The sequence below is a fragment of the Bacteroidia bacterium genome, assembly GCA_040880525.1.
In the GTDB taxonomy this organism is placed as follows: Bacteria; Bacteroidota; Bacteroidia; order CAILMK01; family JBBDIG01; genus JBBDIG01.
Genome location: JBBDIG010000005.1, coordinates 25,439 through 50,049 on the forward strand (window position 1 = coordinate 25,439; position 24,611 = coordinate 50,049).

The 24,611-nt window shown below is 43.7% G+C and carries 20 protein-coding genes, 1 tRNA gene and 2 other RNA genes; 11 read left to right on the top strand and 12 right to left on the bottom strand.

Annotated features, from left to right (window positions below):
• The first annotated feature begins 25 nt into the window (after positions 1 to 25).
• Complete coding sequence (locus WD077_00980; GenBank protein MEX0965785.1) at positions 26 to 1,366, top strand: hypothetical protein; 1,341 nt, start codon at positions 26 to 28, stop codon at positions 1,364 to 1,366.
• A 69-nt stretch (positions 1,367 to 1,435) separates the two neighbouring features.
• Here WD077_00980 and WD077_00985 read toward each other — a convergent pair whose 3' ends face one another.
• On the bottom strand, positions 1,436 to 3,847 hold the full coding sequence (locus WD077_00985; GenBank protein ID MEX0965786.1) for a sodium-translocating pyrophosphatase: 2,412 nt from the start codon (positions 3,845 to 3,847) through the stop codon (positions 1,436 to 1,438).
• 161 nt (positions 3,848 to 4,008) lie between these two features.
• On the bottom strand, positions 4,009 to 4,524 hold the full coding sequence (locus WD077_00990) for a M23 family metallopeptidase (protein ID MEX0965787.1): 516 nt from the start codon (positions 4,522 to 4,524) through the stop codon (positions 4,009 to 4,011).
• An 86-nt stretch (positions 4,525 to 4,610) separates the two neighbouring features.
• On the opposite strand from WD077_00990, the gene WD077_00995 reads away from it, so the two are divergent.
• The gene (locus WD077_00995; protein ID MEX0965788.1) at positions 4,611 to 5,399 is read left to right on the top strand and encodes a M90 family metallopeptidase; all 789 of its coding nucleotides are present in this window, start codon (positions 4,611 to 4,613) and stop codon (positions 5,397 to 5,399) included.
• 80 nt (positions 5,400 to 5,479) lie between these two features.
• Here the strand turns inward: WD077_00995 and menB are convergent, their stop codons facing one another.
• Positions 5,480 to 6,298: a 1,4-dihydroxy-2-naphthoyl-CoA synthase gene (gene menB, locus WD077_01000; protein MEX0965789.1), complete on the bottom strand. Its 819-nt coding sequence runs from the start codon at positions 6,296 to 6,298 to the stop codon at positions 5,480 to 5,482.
• A gap of 221 nt (positions 6,299 to 6,519) precedes the next feature.
• Complete coding sequence (locus WD077_01005) at positions 6,520 to 7,521, bottom strand: pyruvate dehydrogenase complex E1 component subunit beta (protein ID MEX0965790.1); 1,002 nt, start codon at positions 7,519 to 7,521, stop codon at positions 6,520 to 6,522.
• Positions 7,522 to 7,889: 368 nt separating this feature from the next.
• On the opposite strand from WD077_01005, the gene WD077_01010 reads away from it, so the two are divergent.
• Positions 7,890 to 8,798, top strand: a complete 909-nt coding sequence (locus WD077_01010; protein MEX0965791.1) for a TraB/GumN family protein — start codon at positions 7,890 to 7,892, stop codon at positions 8,796 to 8,798.
• Positions 8,799 to 9,077: 279 nt separating this feature from the next.
• Here the strand turns inward: WD077_01010 and WD077_01015 are convergent, their stop codons facing one another.
• Both WD077_01015 and WD077_01020 read right to left on the bottom strand, forming a co-directional pair.
• Entirely contained in the window at positions 9,078 to 9,842 is a 765-nt protein-coding gene (locus tag WD077_01015; protein MEX0965792.1) for a DUF3108 domain-containing protein, read from the bottom strand.
• 96 nt (positions 9,843 to 9,938) lie between these two features.
• Positions 9,939 to 10,757: a DUF3108 domain-containing protein gene (locus tag WD077_01020; protein ID MEX0965793.1), complete on the bottom strand. Its 819-nt coding sequence runs from the start codon at positions 10,755 to 10,757 to the stop codon at positions 9,939 to 9,941.
• A gap of 132 nt (positions 10,758 to 10,889) precedes the next feature.
• Here WD077_01020 and WD077_01025 point away from each other — a divergent pair, with 132 nt between their 5' ends.
• Together WD077_01025 and WD077_01030 are read left to right on the top strand one after the other, a co-directional pair.
• Entirely contained in the window at positions 10,890 to 12,251 is a 1,362-nt protein-coding gene (locus WD077_01025; protein ID MEX0965794.1) for an MFS transporter, read from the top strand.
• A gap of 165 nt (positions 12,252 to 12,416) precedes the next feature.
• Positions 12,417 to 14,414: a PKD domain-containing protein gene (locus tag WD077_01030; GenBank protein MEX0965795.1), complete on the top strand. Its 1,998-nt coding sequence runs from the start codon at positions 12,417 to 12,419 to the stop codon at positions 14,412 to 14,414.
• A gap of 319 nt (positions 14,415 to 14,733) precedes the next feature.
• Here the strand turns inward: WD077_01030 and ssrA are convergent.
• Positions 14,734 to 15,107: a transfer-messenger RNA gene (gene ssrA, locus WD077_01035) on the bottom strand.
• A gap of 169 nt (positions 15,108 to 15,276) precedes the next feature.
• On the opposite strand from ssrA, the gene WD077_01040 reads away from it, so the two are divergent.
• The 6 genes from WD077_01040 (at position 15,277) to WD077_01065 (ending at position 19,729) form a co-directional block, all read left to right on the top strand.
• On the top strand, positions 15,277 to 16,488 hold the full coding sequence (locus tag WD077_01040) for an NAD(P)-dependent oxidoreductase (GenBank protein MEX0965796.1): 1,212 nt from the start codon (positions 15,277 to 15,279) through the stop codon (positions 16,486 to 16,488).
• Between the two features lie 80 nt (positions 16,489 to 16,568).
• Entirely contained in the window at positions 16,569 to 17,069 is a 501-nt protein-coding gene (locus tag WD077_01045; GenBank protein ID MEX0965797.1) for an RNA polymerase sigma factor, read from the top strand.
• Positions 17,053 to 18,018 carry a hypothetical protein gene (locus WD077_01050; protein ID MEX0965798.1) on the top strand — a complete coding sequence of 322 codons (966 nt, stop codon included), beginning with the start codon at positions 17,053 to 17,055 and terminating at the stop codon, positions 18,016 to 18,018. The genes WD077_01045 and WD077_01050 overlap by 17 nt, the downstream gene beginning before the upstream one ends.
• Before the next feature lie 31 nt (positions 18,019 to 18,049).
• Positions 18,050 to 19,024, top strand: a complete 975-nt coding sequence (locus WD077_01055; protein ID MEX0965799.1) for an outer membrane beta-barrel protein — start codon at positions 18,050 to 18,052, stop codon at positions 19,022 to 19,024.
• 168 nt (positions 19,025 to 19,192) lie between these two features.
• An RNA gene (rnpB, locus tag WD077_01060) (RNase P RNA component class A) lies at positions 19,193 to 19,580 on the top strand.
• Positions 19,581 to 19,652: 72 nt separating this feature from the next.
• A tRNA-Arg gene (locus WD077_01065) sits at positions 19,653 to 19,729 on the top strand.
• Between the two features lie 262 nt (positions 19,730 to 19,991).
• Here the strand turns inward: WD077_01065 and WD077_01070 are convergent.
• From WD077_01070 to WD077_01090, 5 genes are all read right to left on the bottom strand, one after another.
• Positions 19,992 to 20,549, bottom strand: a complete 558-nt coding sequence (locus WD077_01070; protein MEX0965800.1) for a hypothetical protein — start codon at positions 20,547 to 20,549, stop codon at positions 19,992 to 19,994.
• A 91-nt stretch (positions 20,550 to 20,640) separates the two neighbouring features.
• Positions 20,641 to 21,234: a T9SS type A sorting domain-containing protein gene (locus WD077_01075; protein ID MEX0965801.1), complete on the bottom strand. Its 594-nt coding sequence runs from the start codon at positions 21,232 to 21,234 to the stop codon at positions 20,641 to 20,643.
• Positions 21,235 to 21,334: 100 nt separating this feature from the next.
• Positions 21,335 to 22,240, bottom strand: a complete 906-nt coding sequence (locus WD077_01080) for a hypothetical protein (GenBank protein ID MEX0965802.1) — start codon at positions 22,238 to 22,240, stop codon at positions 21,335 to 21,337.
• A 310-nt stretch (positions 22,241 to 22,550) separates the two neighbouring features.
• Positions 22,551 to 23,807 (bottom strand): DNA methyltransferase, encoded by a 1,257-nt coding sequence (locus WD077_01085; GenBank protein ID MEX0965803.1) that lies wholly within the window; start codon positions 23,805 to 23,807, stop codon positions 22,551 to 22,553.
• Positions 23,808 to 24,152: 345 nt separating this feature from the next.
• Positions 24,153 to 24,611: abortive phage resistance protein (locus WD077_01090; GenBank protein MEX0965804.1), on the bottom strand; the 459-nt coding region annotated here is incomplete at its 5' end.

The window sequence follows — 24,611 nt, forward strand, 5'->3', positions numbered from 1 at the left end:
GCCGCTTTTTTTATGTTTGCATTTGATGAAAAACCCCAAAATCCAGGCTGTGCTGCTGTTTGTGCTGGTGCTGATGTCGCGCCTGCCCTTTTTGTCCAGCGGTTTTGGAATGGATCCCGATAGCTGGAATATGGCCCTCGTAGCCCGCCATATTGCTGAGACCGGCCATTATGTGACCTCCCGGCTGCCAGGCTATCCCATGCCTGAACTGCTATACGCCATTCTTCCAGAATCCTATTTTATTTTCAATCTCATTTCTGCGGTTTTCAGTGCTGTTGCAACGGTATTCTTTTTCCTGTTGCTCCGGCATTTCCGGCTTCCGTTCCCGTTCCTTTTCGCGCTGGCGTTTTCATTTGTTCCCATTATTTACATCAACAGTGTTTCCAGCGTAGATTATATGTGGGCAATGGCTTTTATCCTGGCCGGAAATTATTTCGCAGTAAAAAATGAATTTCTGCTTGCGGGGCTTTTGCTGGGCATTTCGCTGAGTTGTCGCGTTACCTCCGTACTCATGTTTGTGCCCTTGCTTTTGTTGATCCCACGCCAGCCGTTACGCATTTATTTGAAGCTGTGCCTGGCAGCAGCAGCGGGCAGTTTGCTTTACTTCATTCCTGTTATCAGTACCTATGGCTTTAATTTTTTAACCTATTATACCGGTCCTGACATTGGCTTACGCAGAATAGTAAGCATGATTACACAGGAATTATGGGGAAGGGTTGGTCTTGTTTTTCTTCTTGCTGCGGTCTTGTGGCAAGTTATCATCTGGCTGAAGAAGCCTGAAACCCTGAAAGCGGATAACAGCCAGAGGCGGCTGCTGATGGCAGGCGGTGCGGGAATTTCGCTCTCATTCCTGCTGTTTCTTTACCTCCCGCACGAAGCGGCTTATCTTATCCCAACAGTAGTTTGGATCATGCTGTTACTTCCCCTTTTTCTCAGGCGACAGGTATTGCTGGTAGTTATTGCGGGCTGCTTGATTTCCCCGGTCGTTACTTTTGGCCACACAGGAATTTATAAAGGACCTGTTTTACTTAATATGGAATACCGGGAATATCATTTCAGACATTTTAGTACACTCTTACAAAAGCTGTCGCAGGTAGAAAAACCTGTGATGCTTGTTGCCGGCTGGCATGAACATGCTTTGAAATTTCTGAATAAAATACCTGATTCCGAATTGCTGATCGTGTATAGGGTCGAAGCAGACGGCAAAATCAGCCATTATCATTTGGAAGAAACGATCACGACCGTGCAGGAAGCAGAGCGCAAAGGCTACCGGATTTTTCTGCTGGAGCAGATGCAGGACGAGTACGAGGTGGATGCGCCACAGCCGGAATTGATACCCCTTTTTCCTAATCATGAGTCGGAATAAAAAAAAACGTCTTGTCCCGGATGTCCGGAGCAAGACGTTTTATCTTGATCAAAATTCAGTTCTGTGAAACTATTCCTGCATTGCCTCTGCCACCGGGTTTTGGGCAGGTGTAGCCACGCCTGCTGATAACTTTTGATGAGAAACCTCAACTTCCGTTTCAAAATTGGCAGCTTCCGCATCATCTTCAGTTTGGTTATCAGCGGGAACAGCCAACTCTATTTTGGGCGATTGCTCCAGTTCTCCCACCGCCAAATCAGCCGGAACCAGCAGCGGAGCAATCACCAGCGCCACAACTGACATCAACTTCAGCAGAATATTGAGGGAAGGGCCGGAGGTATCTTTAAAAGGATCGCCTACAGTATCACCTACTACGGCTGCTTTATGAGGTTCGCTTCCTTTCAGATATTGCTTGCCGTCAATTTCTACCCCTTCCTCAAACATTTTTTTAGCATTATCCCAGGCACCTCCTGAATTGCTCTGGAAAATTGCCATTAATACACCTGAAACCGTAACGCCTGCCAGCAGTCCACCAAGCATTGTTGCGCCTCCGTCAATTCCAAGTAATCCGGGTACCAGGCCTACTGCTACCGGAACGAGTACTGCAATAATACCCGGCAACACCATTTCGCGAATGGCGGCTTTTGTTGAAATATCCACACACTTTCCATATTCTGCAGCTCCGTCCGCTGCCTGAAAGGTGTCACGGTCTTCCTGCGTCCAGGTGTCCTGCTCGCGGCCTTCATTCTTACGCATCACGGCAAGTGCATTGGTCAATGCCGGTATTTCATGGAATTGCCTGCGCACTTCCTGGATCATGCTCATGGCTGCGCGGCCCACAGCCTGCATGGCCAATGCTGAAAAGAGGAAAGGCAACATGCCTCCCAGGAACAGTCCCGCCATTACCATTGGCTGGGAAATGTCAATGGTTGTGATTTGTGCGGTCGTCATGTAAGCACTGAAGAGTGCCAGCGCTGTTAGTGCAGCCGAACCGATTGCAAAGCCTTTTCCGATGGCAGCGGTTGTATTTCCTACTGCATCCAGTTTATCCGTTTTTTTGCGCACATCTTTAGGCAATTCAGCCATTTCTGCAATACCACCCGCATTATCGGCTATCGGCCCGTAAGCATCCACAGCCAGTTGAATACCTGTGTTTGAAAGCATTCCAACGGCAGCGATAGCGATTCCATAAAGTCCGCCCATTGCATACGCTCCGATGATAGAAGAAGCGATGATTATGATCGGAATTGCGGTGGACATCATACCCACCCCAAGTCCTGCAATAATGTTAGTGGCCGAACCCGTTAGCGATTGATTTACTATAGAGCGTACAGGTTTAGTCCCAGTACCTGTGTAATATTCGGTGATCATTCCTATGAGCAAACCGGCAGCAAGGCCAATGATGGTGGCCCAGAAAATACCCGTGCTGGTATAAGTTTCACCATTGAATGTCCAGCTTTCAGGCAGCATCCATGTGATGAGAAAATAGGATGCAACAAGCATAATAAAGGAAGAGCCAAATTCACCCATGTTCAGGGCTTTCTGCGGGTTTCCGCCTTCTTTTACTTTTACGAAAAAGGTTCCGATTATGGATGTTATGATGCCAACACTTGCCAGCGCGAGAGGCAGTAATACTGCTGAAAGTCCATTGAATTCGTCTGCAGTTGCAAACGAGCCTCCTGATTCACCATTGACCAGGGTGGCAGTGGCCATCAAGGCCGCGCCCAGCACCATCGTTCCAATAATGGATCCCACATAAGATTCAAAGAGGTCAGCGCCCATACCGGCAACATCGCCCACGTTATCGCCTACGTTATCAGCGATAGTGGCGGGGTTCAGCGGGTGGTCTTCAGGAATACCGGCTTCCACTTTTCCAACCAGATCAGCTCCAACATCAGCCGCTTTGGTGTAGATGCCACCACCCACGCGGGCAAACAGTGCAATGGATGACGCTCCGAAGGAAAAGCCCGTAATGATTGTGATCACCCGGTTCAGCGAAGCAGCATCGCCTACTCCGAACATGTAACTATAGACTAAAAAGAGTGAACCCAGCCCAAGAACACCCAGGCCAACCACACCCAATCCCATGACAGAGCCTCCGGCAAATGCTACTTCGAGCGCTTTTCCCAGGCTGGTCCGTGCAGCGTGGGTGGTACGGACGTTTGCCTTGGTGGCTACCTTCATTCCAATAAAACCCGCCAGTGCCGAGCAAAGGGCACCTACTATAAATGAAACAGCCACAAGCCAGTGGGAGGTATCTGCCTGTGCCGAAACACCAAGCAGTATGGCCACGCAGATGACGAAGATGGCTAGCACCTTATATTCTGCCCGTAAAAACGCCATAGCACCCTCTGAGATGTAGGCAGCAATTTTTTTCATCCGGTCAGTGCCTTCATCCTGTTTTGAGACCCACGAGGATTTAAATAGCGTAAACAGCAAGGCAATCACCCCAAATACAGGGATTAAGTAAACCAAGTACTCCATAAGAATTTTTTTGTTTGTGTTTGAGAAAATGGTTAGTGATAAATTCCGGGAGCAAATATGGACTTTTAGCAATAAACATGTGACAAGAAAGGCTTTTTTGATTTTGAAGACCACCTCGCACTGATAAGATTGTAATCAGCTATTTTCTGACGGGCTTCCGGCTAAAGCGGTGAATGCTGCATTTTTTGGATGGGATTGAGAAAGAACATTTTGGCCCAGCCCATTGGCGAACCGTCAATTCGCCAGAAATACGGGATAGGCGTGAAGATGCTGTAGTGCAAATGAGGCGGTTTTCCCGCAGCGTTGCCGGTTGAGCCTACTTCACCAAGTTTTTCGCCCCGGCTTTTCCATGAAAGTAAACCGGCATCGGCCGAGCGCAGATGTGCATAATAATGGAAGTGCCACTTAGGACCCATCACCACTACTACCTGGCCGCCACGCCTCAATTCTCCATTGAACACCACAAGGCCATGATCGGCAGATATAACAGGGCGTCCTTCTTCAGCAAAAATGTCAATGCCCTTATGCACCACTGATTTTCCCCAGGGGTAATACCAGAATGTTTCCGGGTGCCAGTCTCTGGCAGAAGCATTTTCCACAGGAATGATAACTTTCTCCGGAAGGAGAAAGCCAATCAGGAGAATGATCAGGAAGAGAATCAGCAATTTCTTTTTCATGGAAAAAATAAACAGAGCGCTTATTTGGCAATATTATTAATTTTTGCAGTTCATAGCGAAAGCGGCAGTTCCTTTACTTTTCACGCATGATCGAAACAGCATCCCTCATCATTTTCCTCGTATTCGTGTGGCTGATGATAAAAGCATCCCGGAGCAGATGGCGGGGAGCCACATCAAAAAGCAGGGAAACGCTAAAGCCGGGATGGAAGGAAATCCTTGAAGATAAGGTTCGTTTTTATCAGCGCCTTGAGCCTGAAGAAAAGAAGGAGTTTGAGGCCGGGGTTTTAAAATTCCTGCGGCAATGCACCATTACCGGCATTAAAACCAAAGTTACTGATGAAGACAGGATTTTGGTGGCGGCAAGCGCAGTTATACCGCTTTTCCGGTTTCCTGATTGGGAGTACAGAAACATTAATGAAGTGCTGTTGTATCCTGACTCTTTTGCTTACGATTACGATCTGGAAGGAGACGACCGGTCCATTTTAGGAATGGTCGGAACCGGAACGCTGAACAATAAGATGATCTTATCCCGCCCTTCGCTGCGAAAGGGGTTTGGCAACAAGACGGATAAGCACAACGTGGCCATTCATGAATTTGTGCATTTGCTCGACAAGGCTGATGGCAGCACCGATGGAATTCCAGAATATCTCATGGATAAGCAATACATCATCCCCTGGCTAAAGCTGATGCGCAACGAGATAAAAGCAGTTCAGGAGGGGGATTCAGATATTCATCCTTATGGAAGCACCAGCGAAGCCGAATTTTTCAGTGTGGTGAGCGAATACTTTTTCGAGCGGCCCAATCTCTTTGAACGTAAGCACCCCGAACTTTACCGGATTCTGGAGAAAATATACCGACTGGACAGTGAGCAGTGAAAAGTGAACAGTGAATCAGTGAGCAGTGAACCCAGAACACGGAACCCTGAACATTGAACACGGAACCCTGAACCAATTCACTAAGGAAACCTGGGGAACTTACTGAAGTCCGGTTTGCGTTTTTCGATAAAAGCATTTTTGCCTTCTTTGGCTTCTTCGCTTAAATAATAAAGCAGGGTTGCATCGCCCGCCAATTGCTGTATGCCGGCCTGTCCATCTAATTCAGCATTAAATCCAGCCTTTAACATGCGCAGGGCAATCGGGCTTTTCTCCAGGATTTTGTTGCACCACGCAATGGTGGTTTCTTCCAATTGAGCCAGCGGCACCACTTTATTCACAAGTCCCATATCCAGCGCCTCTTCTGCATTGTATTGATCGCAGAGAAACCAGATCTCACGGGCCTTTTTCTGACCCACAATCCTGGCGAGATAGCTGGCGCCAAAACCGCCATCGAAGCTGCCCACCTTGGGGCCGGTCTGTCCGAAGCGGGCATTATCCGCAGCAATGGTGAGATCGCACACCACGTGGAGCACATGCCCGCCACCAATGGCCCAGCCCGCCACCATTGCAATTACAGGTTTAGGAATGCGCCTGATCTGCATTTGCAGGTCGAGTACGTTAAGGCGCGGAACGGTATCCTCGCCTACGTAGCCACCGTGGCCGCGTACGCTTTGGTCGCCACCGCTGCAAAATGCTTCTCCACCTTCTCCGGTCAGGATAATCGCACCGATGCGCTCGTCCTGGCGGCAAAGCTCCATGGCTTCACTCATTTCCTGCACCGTGAGTGGAGTAAAGGCATTGTGAACCTTTGGCCGGTTAATGCTGATCTTTCCAATTCCATTATAATAGGAAAAGATGATCTCTTTATAGTCTTTAATTATTTCCCAGTTAATGACCATTTTTTTAAAGTTTAAATTTAAATGTTTGGGGATTGAATAAAAGATTTAACACTTAAACAAATTTCTGATAATTGATAAACAGTAGTTGTATAGCAATTGCGAGATCGTAATTCAGCATTTATATTAAACAAGTATATAGTTAAATTTAAAACTGAATTCCAATTTAATAAATGAAATTGCCTGCTTTTCAATTTATCTGAATTCACCATTTAAACCTTCACTTATTTGACATACAAGGATTCTTTGGCTTTTTCCACAACCTGATCTACTTGCGGCAAATGGGCTTCCACGAGTGTGGGCGCATAGTTCATCGGAGCATCAGCCGTGGTGATTCGCTTAATTGGAGCGTCCAGATAATCAAACGCGTGCTTTTGAACCTGATACGAAATTTCGGAGGAAATGGAGGAAAAAGGCCATGCTTCTTCAATGATCACGAGGCGGTTGGTCTTTTTCACCGATTTCACGATGGTTTCAAAATCCAGCGGGCGAATGGTGCGCAAATCAATCAGTTCCACAGAAATATCTTCTTCGGCAAGTTTGTCGGCAGCGGCTTGTGCTACCTTAAGTATTTTGCCGAAAGACACGAACGTTACGTTAGAGCCTTCCTGCTTCACGTGGGCTTTGCCAATTGGAATCAGGTATTCTTCTTCAGGTACCTCCATTTTATCGCCATACATCTGTTCGCTTTCCATAAAGATAACCGGATCATCATCCCGGATTGCGGATTTCAGCAGGCCCTTAGCATCATAAGGATCGGAGGGCACCACCACTTTCAGCCCCGGTACGTTGGCGTACCAGTTTTCAAATGCCTGGCTGTGCTGCGCGCCAAGCTGGCCCGCAGAGGCTGTTGGTCCACGGAATACAATTGGACAACCGAATTCGCCACCACTCATACTTTTGATTTTGGCGGCTGAATTTACAACCTGGTCAATCGCCAGCAGGGCAAAATTGAAGGTCATGAATTCAACGACCGGCCGGAGCCCGTTCATGGCTGCACCTACCGCTATTCCTGCAAAACCAAGTTCGGCAATGGGCGTGTCTATCACCCGTTTCGCGCCAAATTCATCAAGCAGTCCTTCGCTTACTTTGTAGGCACCATTATAGTCGGCTACTTCTTCACCAATAAGGAATACCGTGTCATCGCGTTTCATTTCTTCGTACAGCGCTTCGCGCAGTGCATTCCTGAATTGGAGGATTCGGTCTTTGTTTTCGTTGTTGCTCATTTCTCAGTTTTCGCGTGTAAACAGGGCGCAAAGTTAGGAGAAATTCGGTTTCAGCCTGCGGACGCTGACCGGGTTTATGGCTGCAATTTGAGAACATGCCAAATTTTTGTGCTTTCCTTCTGGTGCTATGAGCAATTCGCAATTGGCGATTGGTAAAAAGAGGTGGCTTCACGGTTTTTAGGCCCAAGCGCATTGTGGGATTAATAAAAGGATTATAGCCAAAAGTAACCAGCGGGTTCATGGATTCCAGAGCTGACGTGGTAAAGTGTCTTTTTCAGGAAATGGATATTTTGTTTTAAATGAATTATTGGGTTTATAGAAAGTCAATATTTTACTTTTGTAATCTTTAAAATATATTTTTTGAATCAATGAAAAGAATATTTCAACTCCTATTCCTTGCGATCGTAATTACATGCTCGTGGGCTGATGCACAGGATACTACGCTGCTCTATCGGATCAGCGGCAATGGACTGACGCAGAATTCCTGGCTTTACGGCACGATGCACTGGCAGGATGAAAGGCTGACGAGTTTTGGCCCTGCAGTGTTGGATGCCATAGCCCAAAGCGATGTGGTGGCGGTGGAAGTAATTTTGGATGATGATCTACAGGCCCAAATGGGTTTGCTCAAATATATATTTATGGATACCACGCTGAGCGCTCTGCTTCCTGAAGAGGATGTGGAAAAAGTGAAGGCGCTGGTGCAAGAAGTGAATCCGATGATGGGCTTGGTCGTGGAAAAGCTGAAGCCGATATTTATCAGTACCTTAATAATGGAAAACCGTATGGAAAAATCGGGCGATCATACGGTGGATAATTTTTTTGAGAAGTATGGAAAGGCGATGGGCAAGGAAGTTACCGGCATTGAAACTGTGGAGGAACAGATGCAGGCACTGGATGCCATTTCGCTGGAAGACCAGGCAGCCATGCTTCAGCAGCAAATAAGCGATATGGACGAATCGGATTCCCTGAGCGATGAAATGATGCGGATTTATTTGTCTCAGGACATGGATAAACTTTACCGGTTTTATAAGGAACAGGAAGATATTCCTTTGAACTTTGACCAATCCCTGCTGGGCGACCGCAACAAGATCATGGCGCATCGCATGGACAGCCTGATGCAGAGCCGGCCTACGTTTCTGGCGGTGGGTGCGCTGCACTTGCCCGGGAAAGAGGGCGTATTGCAGCAATTACGAAATGCAGGCTACAGCGTGGAATCGGTTTCTTCTCCGTTTGCCGCAGAACCTACCCAATTGCCTTTATTAAATGAGGATGAATAGTTATAGTTTTAAAACCATTGAAATGGTTTGGGGTGTATGTTTAATCGCTTTTCCCACGGTTAAAACCGTGAGCTATGGGTTCGATTTTTATAAGGCTCGATCGTTATTTTGTTGTATGTCATTATCCATAAATATAGCCCACGAATTAATTCGTGGGGCAAGAAGTTAACCCAACGATAGAATGGCTTTAACCATTTCAATATTTTGATTTTTTTCAGCCCTGGCCATATATTCATAAATAAATTGGGGAATATAGAATGGCCGGATTCATTCAATCCCTCATTGAGAAACCCGGCTTGTAAGTGGATACTTTAAGTTTTGGAATTCAGAAAGATCTGCCTGGATATAACCAACGAAAATGGCTGACTCAATGCGGATGGGAAGTTGATTTTTGTCAGCCGAAACATAGAGGGTCATATCGCGCTGATCTTTAAATATTCTTCCTTCTATTAATTTAGGTTTAATTATGTACACTTTGAATTTTCCAAGCTTTGTTTTAATCGTGGTGGTTCCGGTATAGGTGGCTCCAACCGGAAATAATTCGTCATCCAGGAAAGTGAACATATTAAGTGAATCGCCTGCCTTTAGTTTGGAAAGATCAATACAGCGGGCGTAATAAAGGGCGCTAAGAATATCATGTATCTTAGGAGGAACTGCAAATTCCTTGTCCCCACTTCGCAACATATTCGAGTTGCGCATAAATATATAGGATTCCTTTTTTTTATAGTCACCCTCCGTAACGTTCCTGATAAAAAAGGAGGGAAGCAAAGTTTTAGTATCCAGATATGTGTTGTAATAGTCGCGCACTTTATAAACGAGGTCCCATCCTCCAGTGGTTCTGCCAATAGCTCCAATCTGGTAGTGTGGTTTTCCATTTATATTTTTCAGCTCTTCCCCCACTTCGAAGCGAGCATAGCCGGCATTGATCAGCCCGTAGTGGATCCGGTATTCCAAGACCTCACCCGGCTTAAATGCCCGGTAATCGGACGTTTGGCTAATTGCCATCAAAGGCAGGAGAAAGAAAAATAAAAGGAATGTTTTCATCAATAGAATGGCGGAAGCTCACGAGCAAGCGAGTATCAGACCTGCTTATCGTAATAACAATGAGTGCAGGAAATGTTGCAAAAAGGTTTGCGGCTATTATTTCAGTTTGGAGGTCATTGGGTTTCGCAGCCCTTCGTAGGTGCTGAGGTCTGCTACTATTGCTCCAACACTAATGCCTGACTCGATCCTCACGGGAATCCGGTTTTTGTCGTCCGTTACATATAGCGCCATATCTTCTTCACTCTTAAAGATGCGGCCAACGATAAGAATGGGCCGAAGTTTCAGGCATCTGAATTTGCCGGCTGAGGTTTTTATTTCTTCAGTACCATAATATTTTACCCCTACCATATAGGTAGTATCATCCAAAAAAGCATTGATCATGAAGCTGTCTCCTACGCTGGCATTTTCGTAGTCAATATTGCGTGCTGAATAAATCGCGGAAATAATGTCGTACGTCTGCTTAGGTATGGACTGAACTCTTTTTTCACTTTTGGCTAAAAGTTTTTCATGGTTAAAGACCACGGATTCATTGAACTTATAGCCGCCTTCATTTACAAACCTGAGAAATACAAGAGGGAGCAGTGTCTCGGTATGTACGTAACTGTCATAGCGGTCGCGCACTTTATAAAAAGGATCGTAAAAGCCATAAGTGCGGCCGATGGTGGAAATATGATAGCATCGCTTTCCATTGATTGTCTTGGGTTTATCCTTTACCTCAAAGGTTATTTCTCCGACATGGATATTCAGATACAGGCTATATTTTACTTTATAGACCAACTTCTCTCCAAAGGTGAAAGAGAAGTTCTCTGCTTTAGGTGGAGCGGGGGCAGCAGCGTCATCCGGTGGCTGAGCCACCAGGAGATGAAGGGGAAGAAAAATCCATATAACTAATTGTAATATAAGTGCTTGAATCATATTTTTCCTGTTTTGATGCTTAAATATTCAATAAACGGTCCAACACCAAACTAACAATTCCGGAGGGCCTGATGTGCGGTGCAATTTCAAAATTGCCTTACTTGCACAAATTAATTTTAGACTTTTTCAGAGATGGCAGAACACGCGAAGAAGAATCAGCCAAGAACGATGAATGCCTGGGCCTTTTATGACTGGGCCAATTCCGTTTATCCATTGGTAATTACCTCAACGATCTTTCCCATTTTTTATGATGAAGTAACCAAAACGGACAGCACAGACATCGTGTGGTTGTTTGGATTCAGCTTCAAAAATACGGTTATCTACTCCTATACGCTCTCAGTTTCTTTTCTGTTTATAGGTTGCCTGCTGCCGTTCCTGTCAGGCATTGCCGATTATGGCGGGCATAAGAAGCGTTTCATGAAATTCTTCGTTTACCTGGGGGCAACAGGTTGTTCAGCGTTGTTCTTCTTCACGGGCGAAAATCTGTTTTTCGGGCTGGCCTGTTTTGCTACAGCTACCATCGGCTTCACGGGCAGCCTTGTTTTCTACAATGCCTATTTGCCTGAAATTGCCACGCCTGACAGGTTCGACCGGCTTAGTGCCCGCGGCTACATGATGGGTTATATAGGGAGCGTAGTGCTGCTATTATTTAATTTGAGCATGATCCTTTTTCCGGATTTTTATGGCGTGACCAAAGGTTTTGCTTCGCGATTTTCCTTTTTACTTGTAGGCTTTTGGTGGGCGGGATTTGCACAGATCACGTTTGCGAATCTTCCCGATTCAGTACCTGCCGGACCTTCTACCAAAAGAATCGTCAGAAAAGGATTGGACGAACTCAGAAGAGTAGTGTATTCGCTGCACAGGCTGCCGAGGCTTTCGCTGTTTCTCACCTCTTTTTTTTTCTACAGCATGGGCGTGCAAACCGTCATGTATATGGCCACCCTTTTCGGATCCAAAGAATTGAAACTCGAAACCGAGAGCCTCATTATTACCATTTTAATAATTCAAATTGTGGCGATCCTTGGGGCTTTTCTTTTCTCGCGCGCTTCAGAGAAGTTTGGGAATATCAATGCCCTGACCGTTGCCATCATTATCTGGATTGGCGTGTGCATCGGAGCCTATTTCACCTACACTGAATATCATTTCTACGGTCTGGCATTTGTCGTGGGGATGGTGATGGGCGGAATCCAAAGCCTCTCACGTTCAACCTATAGCAAACTGCTGCCGCCTTCGCGGGACAATGCATCCTACTTCAGCTTTTATGAAATATCGGAGAAAATCGCCATCGTGGTGGGCACGGCTTCATACGGCCTTATTGAAGATATTACAGGCAGCATGAGGAATTCCGTTTTTACCCTCGGAGGTTTCTTCCTTCTGGGATTGTTCAGCCTTCTCCTTGTGGGAAACAAAAAGCTGCTGCAGCCGCAGGAACCTGATGAAGCTGAGCCGCAACCAGACATCCTTGACAGCTCACTCCTGCGAAAGGAGGATTAAATCATCCAGACTGAGCTCGTAAGATTATCTGTACTATTTGTTGATGAATACTTAGAAAAAAGGATTTATATTAAAATTTGAACAGGAAAGATTATAGTCATTGAGTGTTGGTTGTCGCCTGTTCTAACAGTTTCTTTGTAATAGAAATTTAAAAAATAACTAATTATGATGCACTTAACAAAAATTTTCAATTTGACAGCGGCAAAGGCCAAATGGTGTTTGCCATTAATAATACTGGCAGGAATGATGACTTCCTATGCCCCTGCTGCCGCACAATGCAATGCCTCGTTCACCTTCAATGTGCTGAACGATTCGACCGTAGATTTTACCAACACCTCCACTTACTCAGGATCACAGGTTTACTGGTTCTGGAGTTTTGGTAATGGCAACTCATCTAACCTCGAGAATCCATCCAACCATTATTCCCAACCCGGACAATACGGAGTTAACCTTCAATTAATTGATAGCCTCAATGGTTGTTTCGATTCTTACTGGGACACCATTTGGGTAGGAAGCAAAAATTGCTATGCAGATTTCAGCTATAGCATTAATGGAAGTCAGGTTAATTTTTACAACAGTTCGGTAACTACCACAGGCAGCCTCAGCTATGAATGGATTTTTGGTGATGGTTCGTCTAATTCGACAGCAGAACATCCTGTTCACAACTACAATACATCCGGCACTTTCGATGTAATACTGTTGGCACATCGAAGCGGTTGTGCAGATACTATTGTTAAACAAATACAGATTCAGGCTTCCTCCTGCCAGGCTGATTTTCATTATTCAGTCAATGGTGCGCAGGTAAAGTTTTATGATACCTCCGTCTATAGCGGCCACGTAATCCATACATGGGACTTTGGTGATGGAGATACTTCCGCTCAGGTCAATCCCACCCATACTTATTCGGCTAATGGCACCTACGAAGTGTGCCTTATCATCTGGAATTCGTCAACCAATTGCTGGAGCCAATTCTGCGATTCTGTAACGGTCTCTTTGCCAACATGCAATGCTGACTTTTCTTATGCTCCGGCAGGCGCCAATTATATCAAATTTACCAACCTAAGCACCCCGACCAACGGGAATATGCACTGGAATTTTGGAGACGGACATACCTCTACACAGCATTCGCCACAGCACTACTATTCCATTGCGCCTGATACGATGGCTTATGTCACTCTTATCGTAAGCAGCTCCCATTGTGCTGATACGATCGCCAAGTGGATCAACCTGCCACCACCCCAGTACTTTATCCAGGGAATGATCTATAAAGGACTGCAGGGAAACAATATTGCCTCAAGCCTCACCGCTTACCTGATAGAGCATGACAGCTCTGCCGGTACGCTCACGTTTGTTGACAGCATGAATGGCGATTCAATGTATGCATTTGAGGTAACACCCGGCAACCGCTACCTCGTGAAAGCTGCCCTTACAAGCGCAGATCCTGATTACACCGATTTCCTGCCTACTTATTATGACAGTGTGTTGTTCTGGAATAATGCAATTGAAATTAACGTAGTGGCGAGCCAAACAATTTACAACCACTCTTTCCGGTTGTTGAGCGGCACCAACCCCGGAGGCCCCGGCTTTGTAGGTGGTTTGATTTCACAGGGTGCCAACAAAAAAGGTGGCCCTGGCGATCCACTGGAAGGTGTGCAGGTAATGCTGCTGAATATGGACGATTCTCCGGTAGCGTATACATATTCTGGTGCTGACGGCAAATTCGCTTTCGATGATATTCCGCTCGGCCAGTTCCAGGTCTATTCTGAGGTAATTGGCAAAACTACCGTTCCCCTTGTCGTAGACCTGACCAATGATAATCCTGAAGTGGAAGACCTTGAAATTGAGGTAGGAACAACTACGGTTACCGGAATTTTCGATAAGGCCAATGTTTCGCTTCCTCTGGCATTGGAGATATTCCCGAATCCTGCCAACGGACTGGTGAATATTCTTCACAACAGCAAGGAAAGCGGTGATGTCACCATCCGCGTAATGAACCACCTGGGCCAGGAAGTGATGCGCACCAATGAGCAGGCGGCAGCAGGGCAAAAGAATCTCTGGAAACTGAATTTGGATGAAATGCCTGCGGGACTGTATCTGGTGGAAGTGATGAAAACCACTAATAGCAATACAGCGGTAAACGTGAGCAAATTGATGATAAAATGATTTAGTTCTTGAGTATCCTTTTTTCAATTAAAGCCCCACCTGTTTTCAGGTGGGGCTTTTTTAATGTGTACTGGTATTTTAATGGAAAGGTGCTCAAAGTTACTATCGGCTTTACTTTGTAGCTCAATAGCGTGGGGTTTTAAACCCTACGCCTGTTGAGCCTGGCATTGAGTAAAAATTGAGATATATATTCCACTTTTTAATTTAATTAAAAAATAAACTCTTAACCTCCGTGGGACAAATTGGCTTTAAACATAAAAACCAGCCTGGGGGCTGGTTTTGTCTTAATAAATATTGGTCTTAAATTTTGAAAAAATAAAAGTGGAGCCGGAGGGATTCGAACCCTCGTCCGGTCAAAAAAAGTCATGCGCTTTCTTCATGCTTAGCAAATTATTGGTTCTCGGCAGCGCCTGGTCTATTGCTTACCGTAACGCTACCAAAGCCCTGATTGAATTTTCGACCCTGAGGCAAGGCAACCTCAAAGCTTATCCTGTAATGTTTCGAAGTTCCGAGGAGCGCCTTACAAGCATAACGCTCCGGGAACTGCTTACTGTGTAACGCCTAGGTTACGCAGCGTAAGCGTAAGAATAATTGTTGCCGTTTAAAGCAAGTTGAGAATTTTGTTTCGGACAAACTCACAAAGTCCGGCATGCTTACGCAACACCTCTTATGCCGTCAAATCCGGTCGGCCCCAAATATTAAAAGAACATTGATAAAACACGTTGTTTTAGGCGTTGCAAGGGTACAAAAAACAATCCATAGTTGTTGTGGATTGAAAGCTGCCAAAAGGGCAAACTTCCTATATACCGGAAATGGCCTGTTACCGATTTTGCTACCTTTGCCCGCCTAATTTTTCTAATGTATGCCTACAAGTGTTTTTGGAGTAATAGCTGAAAAAAAAGAGGAACCGGACAAACGGACACCTCTTACACCTATTCAGGCTGCCGAACTCATGGCACATTTCCCCAAGCTTACCATCATCGTGGAGCCATCAGAATTCAGATGCTTTACCAATGAAGAATATGAGGCAAAGGGCGTAACAGTATCCACTGATCTCAGCAAATGTTCCTTGTTGATGGGCGTGAAGGAAGTGCCGGTGGAAGAGATGCTGGAGCAGAAAACCTACATGTTCTTCAGCCATACGATGAAGGAGCAGGAATACAACCGCGATATGCTGCGCGCGATTCTCGAAAAGAAAATTTGCCTTATTGACTACGAAGTGCTGATGGACAGCAGCGAAAACCGGCTTATAGGATTCGGACGATTTGCCGGTTTGGTGGGTGGCCACTATGCTATGCTGATGTACGGAAAACGCACAGGAGCCTATAAAATAAAACCTGCGGCACAATGTGACGGCCTCAAAGAGATGTTACGGGAATACAAATCCATTGAGTTGCCGGCCATGAAAATAGTGTTGACCGGCAGCGGCAGGGTTGCAGGCGGAGTTTGCGAATTGCTTGATGAAATAGGCGTTACTTCAGTAACCCCCGAAGATTTTCTTAATAAAACTTTTGAAGGTCCGGTATATACGCAGCTTTTTTCCCAGGATCTGTTCCGGCACAAATACAATTTTGGTTATGACCGCGATGATTTCCATCAAAAGCCTGATGAATACAAAAGCCTTTTTCAGCCCTATGCTGAGGTGGCAGATGTGCTGATCAATGGCATTTATTGGAATCCTGCCGCCCCGCCACTTTTCACGAAGGAAGACGCCAAAAAAAGCAGTTTCAGGATCAGGACCATTGCGGACATTACGTCTGATATTCAGGGTTCCGTACCGATTACCCTAAAGTTTACTACCACCGCAGATCCCGTCTGCGGATACAATCCATTTGAAGATGCGAATGAAGCACCTTATCAGCCGCATACGATTGATATAATGTCTGTTGTAAACCTGCCGAACGAGCTCCCGAAAGATGCTTCCCGCGAGTTTGGCGAAGCGCTGTCAACCCAAGTGCTGCCACGGTTCCACGTAAATCCTGGTGACAAACTCTTTGAACGCGCTACGATAGCACAGGATGGCCATCTCACTAAAGATTTCCAATATCTGGAAGATTTTGTCCGCGACAAATAATCCTCTTTTTACCCGTCTGAAAAAAATATTTTGTTCTTGTGTAACTTTTAGAACAGCCAGCCGTAAAAGGTTCCAGGACGATGACACCACAGGAATACAATAAATGTGTGACCCTTTACTCTGACAGAGTTTACAGGTTTATCAAAAAAAACCTGAAAGACGAACTGACGGCTGAGGATGTGATGCAGAATAGCTTTGAGATCCTGTGGAGGAAACGCGATGAGGTAGCTTTTGAAACCGCCAAAGCCTATCTTTTTAAAGTAGCTTATCATAATATGATTGACCAGATACGAAAAACAAAGCGCGAAGTAGCATTGGAAGAAGTACACTGCGAAACGTATGGCTATGAAGATGAAGGATATACCGGCCGCATGCAATTGCTTGAAAAAGGTTTGGCCCTGTTGCCTGAAGCACAGCGATCAGTAGTGATGCTGCGCGATTATGAAGGTTACAGTTATGATGAGATCGGCACCATTACGGGCCTGAACTCAAGTCAGGTAAAAGTCTACATTTTCAGAGCAAGAAAATACCTCAAAGATTTTTTTTTCAAAATGGAGGGCATTAATGAAAATCAATTATAGTAATTACGAAGAATATCTTGTAGCATATCTCGAAGGAGAGCTTGTGCCAGCGCAGGAGGAAGAGGTCCGGGAATTCCTGGAGCAAAATCCTGAACTCAAAGACGAGCTGGTGTTGCTGCAAAAGACTTTTCTGGATACGAAAGAGGAGCCACCGGTATACCGGAACAAAACATCGCTTATGCGCGAGGAGCGGGGGCGTGTGATCAAGCTCTCAACGGGTTGGAAAATGGCAGGCGCTATAGCAGCCGCTGCAATGATGGTTTTCGCCATAGCGCTTGTACTCGTGCTTATGCGGCCATCGGACGAGCCACAAAATTCTGTTGTGTTTTCACAAAACAGTGAAATTGAGAAAGACTTAAATGAAAAAGAAAACTCAATTCTTAATGGACAAGCTCATTCACATTCTGAAGAATTAATTGCTGCAGCGGGAAAAGAAGAATTTGAGGATAAAAAAGATGGTACTAAAATAAACGTTGTAAAATCAGACATTAAAATTCAAAGTAAAGTGAATAATAATGATTTGATTAAAACAACACTTTCGGGTGCAGATGCAACACAAGAGGCTTCGGTAAAATCTCAGCCAAAGACCGGAATATTAATTAAAATGCCGGTAGAACCGGAAGCATTGAAGATTGCTGCCACTGAAATCAGGGTGGAGCGAACGGAACCCAAAAGGATCCTTGAAAAGCCTCGACAATCGGAGAATACGGCCATAGCAAAGACAGACCCTTCTGGGATAGGAGAAGTGAAGGAAAAAATATTTACTTCAGAAATTAGTACACAGCAGAAGGGATTGTTGGCAATGGGGGGCAATTTACTTAAAAGAATTACCGGGTATAACGACCAGGTAACTGTGGAAAAACACGAAGTTGAGGGCAAGAAGCGCTATAAGTTTAAGCTGGAAAGTGAGCAGTTCGTTTTCTCAGCAAATTTCCCAGGGTTGAAATAATTAAAACAATTTTAAATATTAATTAAAAATTATGAAAACGATCAGATTTATACTGATGATGGCTGTGCTGTGCATTTCGCAGAACGCGATGAGCCAGGAAACGAAGACCGGCAGTGAAATGACTGAGGAGCAGCGAGAGGCGCTGGAAGCGCGCCTCAACTCGGTGCGTGCAGAAATGCAGGGAATCAGGACAACGCTGGATGAACAGCTTGACAGCCTGGCAGATTTGATGAAAGATCTGAAAATGAAACCGGCACCCGATACCACTCGCAAAAATGACAGGGTGAGTGTGTCAATATCCGACCAGGGAATGCAATTAAATTTTGGAAATGAATCTGGAAAAGGGGATAAGCAGAAAAAGGAAGAGCTGAAGAATTTTCAGACAGAATGGTTGCTGCTGGACCTCGGAATAAATCCTTATCTTCATGAGAATTCCTTTAACATGCCGGATAGTGGCGGTGCTGCGGGTTTGGACCTGAATTATTCACGTTCCGTGCATGTGGGCCTGCACCTTTTTCAGCAGGCCATGCGGCTCGGAACCGATAAACTGTGGCTTCGCTATGGACTCTCGGTTGATTACCGCAATTACTCGTTCCAGGATGACATTGTTTTAATTCCTGATTCCAGCCGGTTTGCTTTTATGGGCTCAGAAGTTCCGCTTAAAAAGAGCAAGCTTACTACGCAAAGCTTCCTGGTGCCACTCATGTTGCAGTTTGAAAACAATGCAGAAGAACGGGGAAAAAGCTTTCGGTTAATTGTTGGCGGTTATGGCGGTTATACATTCCGCATTTATTCCAAAAGCGTAAACGAGGACAATCATAAAACAAAACTGGTGGATAATTTTAATGTGCAGCAGATCCGCTACGGAGTTACTGCCCGCTTGGGCCTGAGCAAGTTTACGCTATACGCCAATTACGATATGTCCCCGCTTTTCGAGGAAGGACGGGGCCCGGAGCTATACCCGGTTACGGCCGGCATCGTTTTGCATGGGTTTAGTTTTAATTAATTGGCAGTTGGCTGTTGGCCGTTGGCTGTTGGCGTTGGCAAAAGGCAAGTTGCTGCGGGGGGGACAATTGGATTTAAGTTATCGGGTTTATTCTGAGACCCCAATTGGGAGAAGAAACCCTTTTGCACTGGGTTTGCATGATTGCCATATCGTTCTTTTAAAGCTTGACATGCACCTGGTTCTATCGTTCCGTTTTAATGTACGGGAAGGAAAGTCCGGGCAACACAGGGTGCCGCACCGCTGGATAACAGCGGGTTCCGGTGCAGAGATGCACAGGAAACAGACAGTGCCGCAGAAAATAACCGCCTGAAAGGGTAAGGGTGAAAACGTGAGGTAAGAGCTCACGGCCCGGGTTGGTAATAATCCGGGCGGGTAAACCTTGCGGGTTGCAAGGCCGAATATACCTCGCTTCTCCTGCTGCTTACACTTTTTGGAGAGAAGAGTGCCCACTCAACTTCTGCCTGAAAGGGTAGAAAGCGGGGAGGGTTGGCCGCTCAGATAAATGATAGAAATTCCTTTGGGAATACAGAACCCGGCTTACAAGGGTGCATGTTATTTTAAAATCCGGAAGGAGCTGATAAAACGGTTCCTTCCGGTTTATTATAGTCCTTATCTTTGCCCCACAATTGGCCTCATAGCTCAATTGGATAGAGCGTCAGATTCCGGTTCTGAAGGTTGGGGGTTCGAGTCCCTTTGAGGTCACCAGATTCATCAAAAATGCACTGCAAGCACTTGACCTGCAGTGCATTTTTTGGTTTTTGAGGGACGGAATTCAGAGCAGCTGTTATTGGTAATAATGCATGTAGTGTCGATTGGGTGGCGTTGAAGGCACGGTTTGCAGATAAGAAACGTGGTGCTTTTCGAAGCCTTTTCCTGCCCAACTGTCAGAAACGTAGCCTCGAGAAACGAACCTTGAGGATCTTTTTTTCGCCCCAAATCTTCTTAAGTGTTAATGGCAAACGTTTTATTAGTCACACCTTTTTCTAAACTCATAATCAGGTCTTAATTTTTTTGGAATCACTTTATTTATCTTTTTAATTAATGTGTCAAGTTGTTCTTCACAGAGATAGTATCTAATAAAATATGATTCAAAGTTATTATCAATAATCAGTATTCTGGTTCCTAAATCATGTGAAGAAATAAGACGCTCTTTTGTTAAGGTATCATCTTCAATTATTTGAATTTCACTTTCTTTATTCAGCGGTTCGAAGGACTTGTAATTAAATTCATTTAAAAATTCTAATAAGTCACTAAAGTTTTTCCTATAGTCTTTTAAATCTGAACCTTCTAATTCTCTAAAATTAACGAGTTTGGATGTATGGTTAGAATTTCCCGATAAGTCTGTTTTTCTTAAAGTCAAACCATTAATGTCCATTTTCAATATATGAGTTCCATTTTTTGTCGGTCCAGTGAATACCTGAATTTCATGAAAGTTAACGGTCAGCGATTGGGCACTGCATTTTTGTCCAAATGGCAATAGGCAACAAAAGGTCAAAAATATGTTTAAAAATATTATATAGCTCATCGTGAAAATTTTTACATGTTTATCAATCGAATAATGTATGCTGGCGCGCGCCTGTGGCGCGTGTCCTGATCTCGCTTATATACCCAGTATTTTATTCATTCTTCAGTATTATTTGTGTCGTAATTATTTCGTTTTGGTCTGTCAATATAGTTATAATGTATTGTCCTGCCGATATGTCGGAAAGAGAAATTACTTGCTTGTCAGTCGTGAGGGATTTTACTATTTTTCCATTCAGGTCTGTTACAATAATTATCTTGTTACCGGCTAAAGGAATTGATATGCGGTCAATTGTCGGGTTAGGAAATATAAGAACTTTGTCATCTGGTTTGTTATCTGAAATACCTGTAACAGAGCCACATTTGATGGCATATTTAACTATACTTTGGTTTGAGCCGATGTCAAGCCGAACGAAATAAGCACCGTCATCTAAGCTGTCTCCAAGTAAATTTACGTTGTACGAGCCGCCTGGTAAAATTGTCGCCTGAAAAAAGGTTCTTACTGTTTCTCCAAAACGATTAAATACACGTAAAGAAATTGTGTCAGGTTGAACAATATCAAAATGAATGGTAGTGGAATTTTTAAAAGGGTTGGGAAAAATACTTAAACTGTCTGTTGTTTGAGAAAATGTTGTCCCAAAGCAAAAGGTCAAAAAAATGACTAAAAGGTGTCGTATTAAAAATTTCATTGTCGTCAATTGTCATTCATGCAAATATAGGATAAAATATGGGCACGCAAGAGTGATTGTTGCTTGCACGGCTGTGTCGTGTATCCTGAACCGGATTCAGTTATAATTTCACAACAAAGCTGATATATGGCATGCCTACAATTAAAACTTCAGCAAGGTCGGCATTATTGATGAAAGCCAGGTCAACAGCCATCGTTTCGCTAAAGAATCTTATTCCGTATGAGAAAACACCGTAGTAACTATCAATCGGAACGAACCAATTCTCAGTTACTAATGCTGTTTTTTTAGCTATTCGCGTCATTCCTGAAAAAGTAATAATTGGCCTTTCTGAAAATTCCTCCTCAAAAAATCCCCAGCCTAATCCGCCAGTTATATTGTGGTCTGTAGAACCGTATGTTCCAACTCCGTAACCAATCCCAAATCCCCTTCTCCTAAAAGAACCAAAAAGTGGAAGACTGGCATATAAAAGCCCACCACCGGCATGAAAGCTTTCCGTAACTTCAACACCAATCTTAGGTGTGATAAAAAATATGGGTTCAAAACTACCGGCTGCAAGCGAGCCGAATGTAGAAATAAACTCCAACCCTCCACCTATGGATATATTATCTGTAATCCCCACATTGAAAGAGTTTATAGAAAGGTATGTATTCTGATAATACGCTTCCCCTTTTTTTAAATTAAAAGCTGATGGTGAGAATAAATATCTTGTTGCATTTGGATTGGGGAACCAGTAACTCCCGTTTTTTAGATTTGATTCATCAATTTCATCTATTCTTTTTATTTTTAAAATCGGGATTTCAAGCTTAGGTATGGATGAGGTTCTCATTACCATATTAATCGAATCTTTTAGTAGAATATTACCGAAAAATGCCGAGCCGTCATTCAGTTCTATTTTATATGTTTGCGTGGAGTCAAATGAATCGCTGATATTTGTATTTTGACCATATACATTACTTGAAGCGCAAACCAGTAAGCTGACGAAGAGTGCCTGAATTAATTTTTTCATTTTTTCGTGTTTATAAATTAAAGATAATCGGTTCTTGCAAGGGTATTTCACCATTGCTGCTACGCCTGTCTCGCGCGTTCTGATTCGCTTAACTTGATAAATGATCAATATCAAAATTAAGCAGTAAAAGCTGAAATAAAAGTTTTTACATACCTATTAAGAATTACATTCCTTTATCAAAGCTCTTAATCTTACTGGGTTGCCACCTGTAGGATAGCCTAATGCTTGCGTTAATCTTCTTGCTCCGATGGCTGTTGCCCTACCTTGCCTTAAAGCAGTTAGAAGTCTTTGTCTATCTTGTTGACTAAAACTATTCGGCATCTGATTGTTTTGAAAGATTAATGAACTTTTCTTTGTATTTGAATTCTTGTAATTGGTCAGGTTCAGCAAAACCTTCTTTAATAAGATGGGCATTCAAAAAGGTTTTGTTCTTCAAATACAGATAGCACAATAGATTATTTTCATCATCATACTTCTGATTATCGAACTTCATAAAAACCTTTTGCCCCTTCGTTTTATCGTAAAGAAATTGTTTTGCTGAACCATTCGAAATATCCTTCTCTTTAACGCCAATTAGTCTTACAACGAGGTCATTGTTTAGCTTTACAAGCTCAGGGCTAATAATTTCTTTTACAGAATAATATTCTTCCCTTTTACTCCCATTCTTGTCGATTTTTGAGCCAAATTGCAACTTTTTAGGATCAACCTTTTTATCAAATTTTTGAAAATCCACAAAACGATAAGGCAAATTTTGAAACTCATTTTCGATATCTAAATCAATGGAATCGTTTAGGAATTCATAAGATGTATCCGAAATATTATCGGCCTTGTTAATATTCAATTTGTCCTTTGCTATTTCAATGAATTCGGGATTTACTTCATAGCCAATAGAGTTCCGTTCCAAATTTCTTGCAGCCAATGAGGTTGTTCCACTTCCCATAAATGGATCTAAAACGGTTTCCCCTTTGAAAGCAAACATTTTTATAAGTCGTTTGGGTAGTTCTTCAGGGAATATAGCTATATGACTGTCCTGTCTTGCTCCCCCAAAATTCCAATGACCCGCAAAATATTCTTTCCATTCCTCCGTGGTCATTTTTGATTGTTCTTTTATTTCCTTAGTTACTTTAGCTGTCGGTTTTCCAAGTTTTTTAAAAATTAGAATAAACTCGTAATCAATTGAAAGAATACCATTTCTTGGTGTTGGAAAACTACCCATCAATGAAGCGCCTCCAGTCGTGTTTGTAGTAGTCTGTTTTTGCCAAATAATGGCTCCCATATAGTCAAATCCGATGCTTTCACAGAATTTGATTATTTCAGTCCTGATGGGGATTACTTTATATCGACCATAGTAAACGGCCCTGGCAAATTGGTCTCCGATATTTACACACAACCTGCATCCATTATCAAGAACCCGATAACACTCTTTCCAAACAAGATTTAAGTTGTTGATATAGGTTTCATAGTCCTCATGATACCCTATTTGATTCTCTGTTCCGTAGTCCTTCAATTGCCAATATGGTGGTGAAGTAATTACTAAATTAACCGAGTTGTCTTCAATGAGATTCATCTGTCGGCTGTCACCATTTACTATTTTATGTATTGTATTCAATTGTCTACGTTTTTGTTTGCAAAGTTAGCCATTATATAAGGTAGTTCCGTCTGATTTTTCGGGTTTTCTTAGCCTTTGTTGGGGCATCGTGCTTTTCATTCTTTTTGTTTTTTTCAACATTGACAACCGATTAAAATATTCTTAATTGTCCATCTGATTTAGAGTCATCGTCTTTCTTTTTAGTCGCGCGTGGGGCATTTTTGAAAATTTCTCTTTCCAGGATGGGCAGGCACACTCTTTGGCTGGCTTTGGTTTGCGGGAGGCTTTGAGCGGCCAGCCATTGTGTGTTACTGCTGCGTTGGCCTAATCTTTAAATCCATATTTTTGTACTTTTTTTAAGTTTAGCCCGGCTATATATAAATTTCTACTGGTCATACCTTTTTTACCGTCAGCAAGGTCTGACATGAAACGATATTCATAGGGCTTAAGTCGTTTATTACGTTTATCCCATTGAACTACTTTCTTAACAAGGTCAATCGTAATTTCTTCTGCTTCCTGTTTTTTGTTTTCATCTTCATCAAAAAATTCTTCCATGTCAAAGAATAGTTCCGGGTTTTCATTCGCCACGACATTTAGAATTTCTTCTCCCTGCTTTCTTTCAATATCCGAAATGACTCTGTTTGATCTAATACGATTTCCTAAAGTGTTTGCCATATCGATCTGGTAGTGCGAAACTTTTGAAGTTTCCCTGCCCCAGTTTTCTATCTTCTTCCAGGTTTTTGGATGAATTGATTTAATGCGTTCAAGGGAAGCGTCAATTTC

Coding starts and splice junctions, on each gene's coding strand:
- WD077_00980 (MEX0965785.1), top strand. CDS start 26: ATGAAAAACCCCAAAATCCAGGCTGTGCTGCTGTTTGTGCTGGTGCTG.
- WD077_00985 (MEX0965786.1), bottom strand. CDS start 3,847: ATGGAGTACTTGGTTTACTTAATCCCTGTATTTGGGGTGATTGCCTTG.
- WD077_00990 (MEX0965787.1), bottom strand. CDS start 4,524: ATGAAAAAGAAATTGCTGATTCTCTTCCTGATCATTCTCCTGATTGGC.
- WD077_00995 (MEX0965788.1), top strand. CDS start 4,611: ATGATCGAAACAGCATCCCTCATCATTTTCCTCGTATTCGTGTGGCTG.
- menB (MEX0965789.1), bottom strand. CDS start 6,298: ATGGTCATTAACTGGGAAATAATTAAAGACTATAAAGAGATCATCTTT.
- WD077_01005 (MEX0965790.1), bottom strand. CDS start 7,521: ATGAGCAACAACGAAAACAAAGACCGAATCCTCCAATTCAGGAATGCA.
- WD077_01010 (MEX0965791.1), top strand. CDS start 7,890: ATGAAAAGAATATTTCAACTCCTATTCCTTGCGATCGTAATTACATGC.
- WD077_01015 (MEX0965792.1), bottom strand. CDS start 9,842: ATGAAAACATTCCTTTTATTTTTCTTTCTCCTGCCTTTGATGGCAATT.
- WD077_01020 (MEX0965793.1), bottom strand. CDS start 10,757: ATGATTCAAGCACTTATATTACAATTAGTTATATGGATTTTTCTTCCC.
- WD077_01025 (MEX0965794.1), top strand. CDS start 10,890: ATGGCAGAACACGCGAAGAAGAATCAGCCAAGAACGATGAATGCCTGG.
- WD077_01030 (MEX0965795.1), top strand. CDS start 12,417: ATGATGCACTTAACAAAAATTTTCAATTTGACAGCGGCAAAGGCCAAA.
- WD077_01040 (MEX0965796.1), top strand. CDS start 15,277: ATGCCTACAAGTGTTTTTGGAGTAATAGCTGAAAAAAAAGAGGAACCG.
- WD077_01045 (MEX0965797.1), top strand. CDS start 16,569: ATGACACCACAGGAATACAATAAATGTGTGACCCTTTACTCTGACAGA.
- WD077_01050 (MEX0965798.1), top strand. CDS start 17,053: ATGAAAATCAATTATAGTAATTACGAAGAATATCTTGTAGCATATCTC.
- WD077_01055 (MEX0965799.1), top strand. CDS start 18,050: ATGAAAACGATCAGATTTATACTGATGATGGCTGTGCTGTGCATTTCG.
- WD077_01070 (MEX0965800.1), bottom strand. CDS start 20,549: ATGAGCTATATAATATTTTTAAACATATTTTTGACCTTTTGTTGCCTA.
- WD077_01075 (MEX0965801.1), bottom strand. CDS start 21,234: ATGAAATTTTTAATACGACACCTTTTAGTCATTTTTTTGACCTTTTGC.
- WD077_01080 (MEX0965802.1), bottom strand. CDS start 22,240: ATGAAAAAATTAATTCAGGCACTCTTCGTCAGCTTACTGGTTTGCGCT.
- WD077_01085 (MEX0965803.1), bottom strand. CDS start 23,807: ATGAATCTCATTGAAGACAACTCGGTTAATTTAGTAATTACTTCACCA.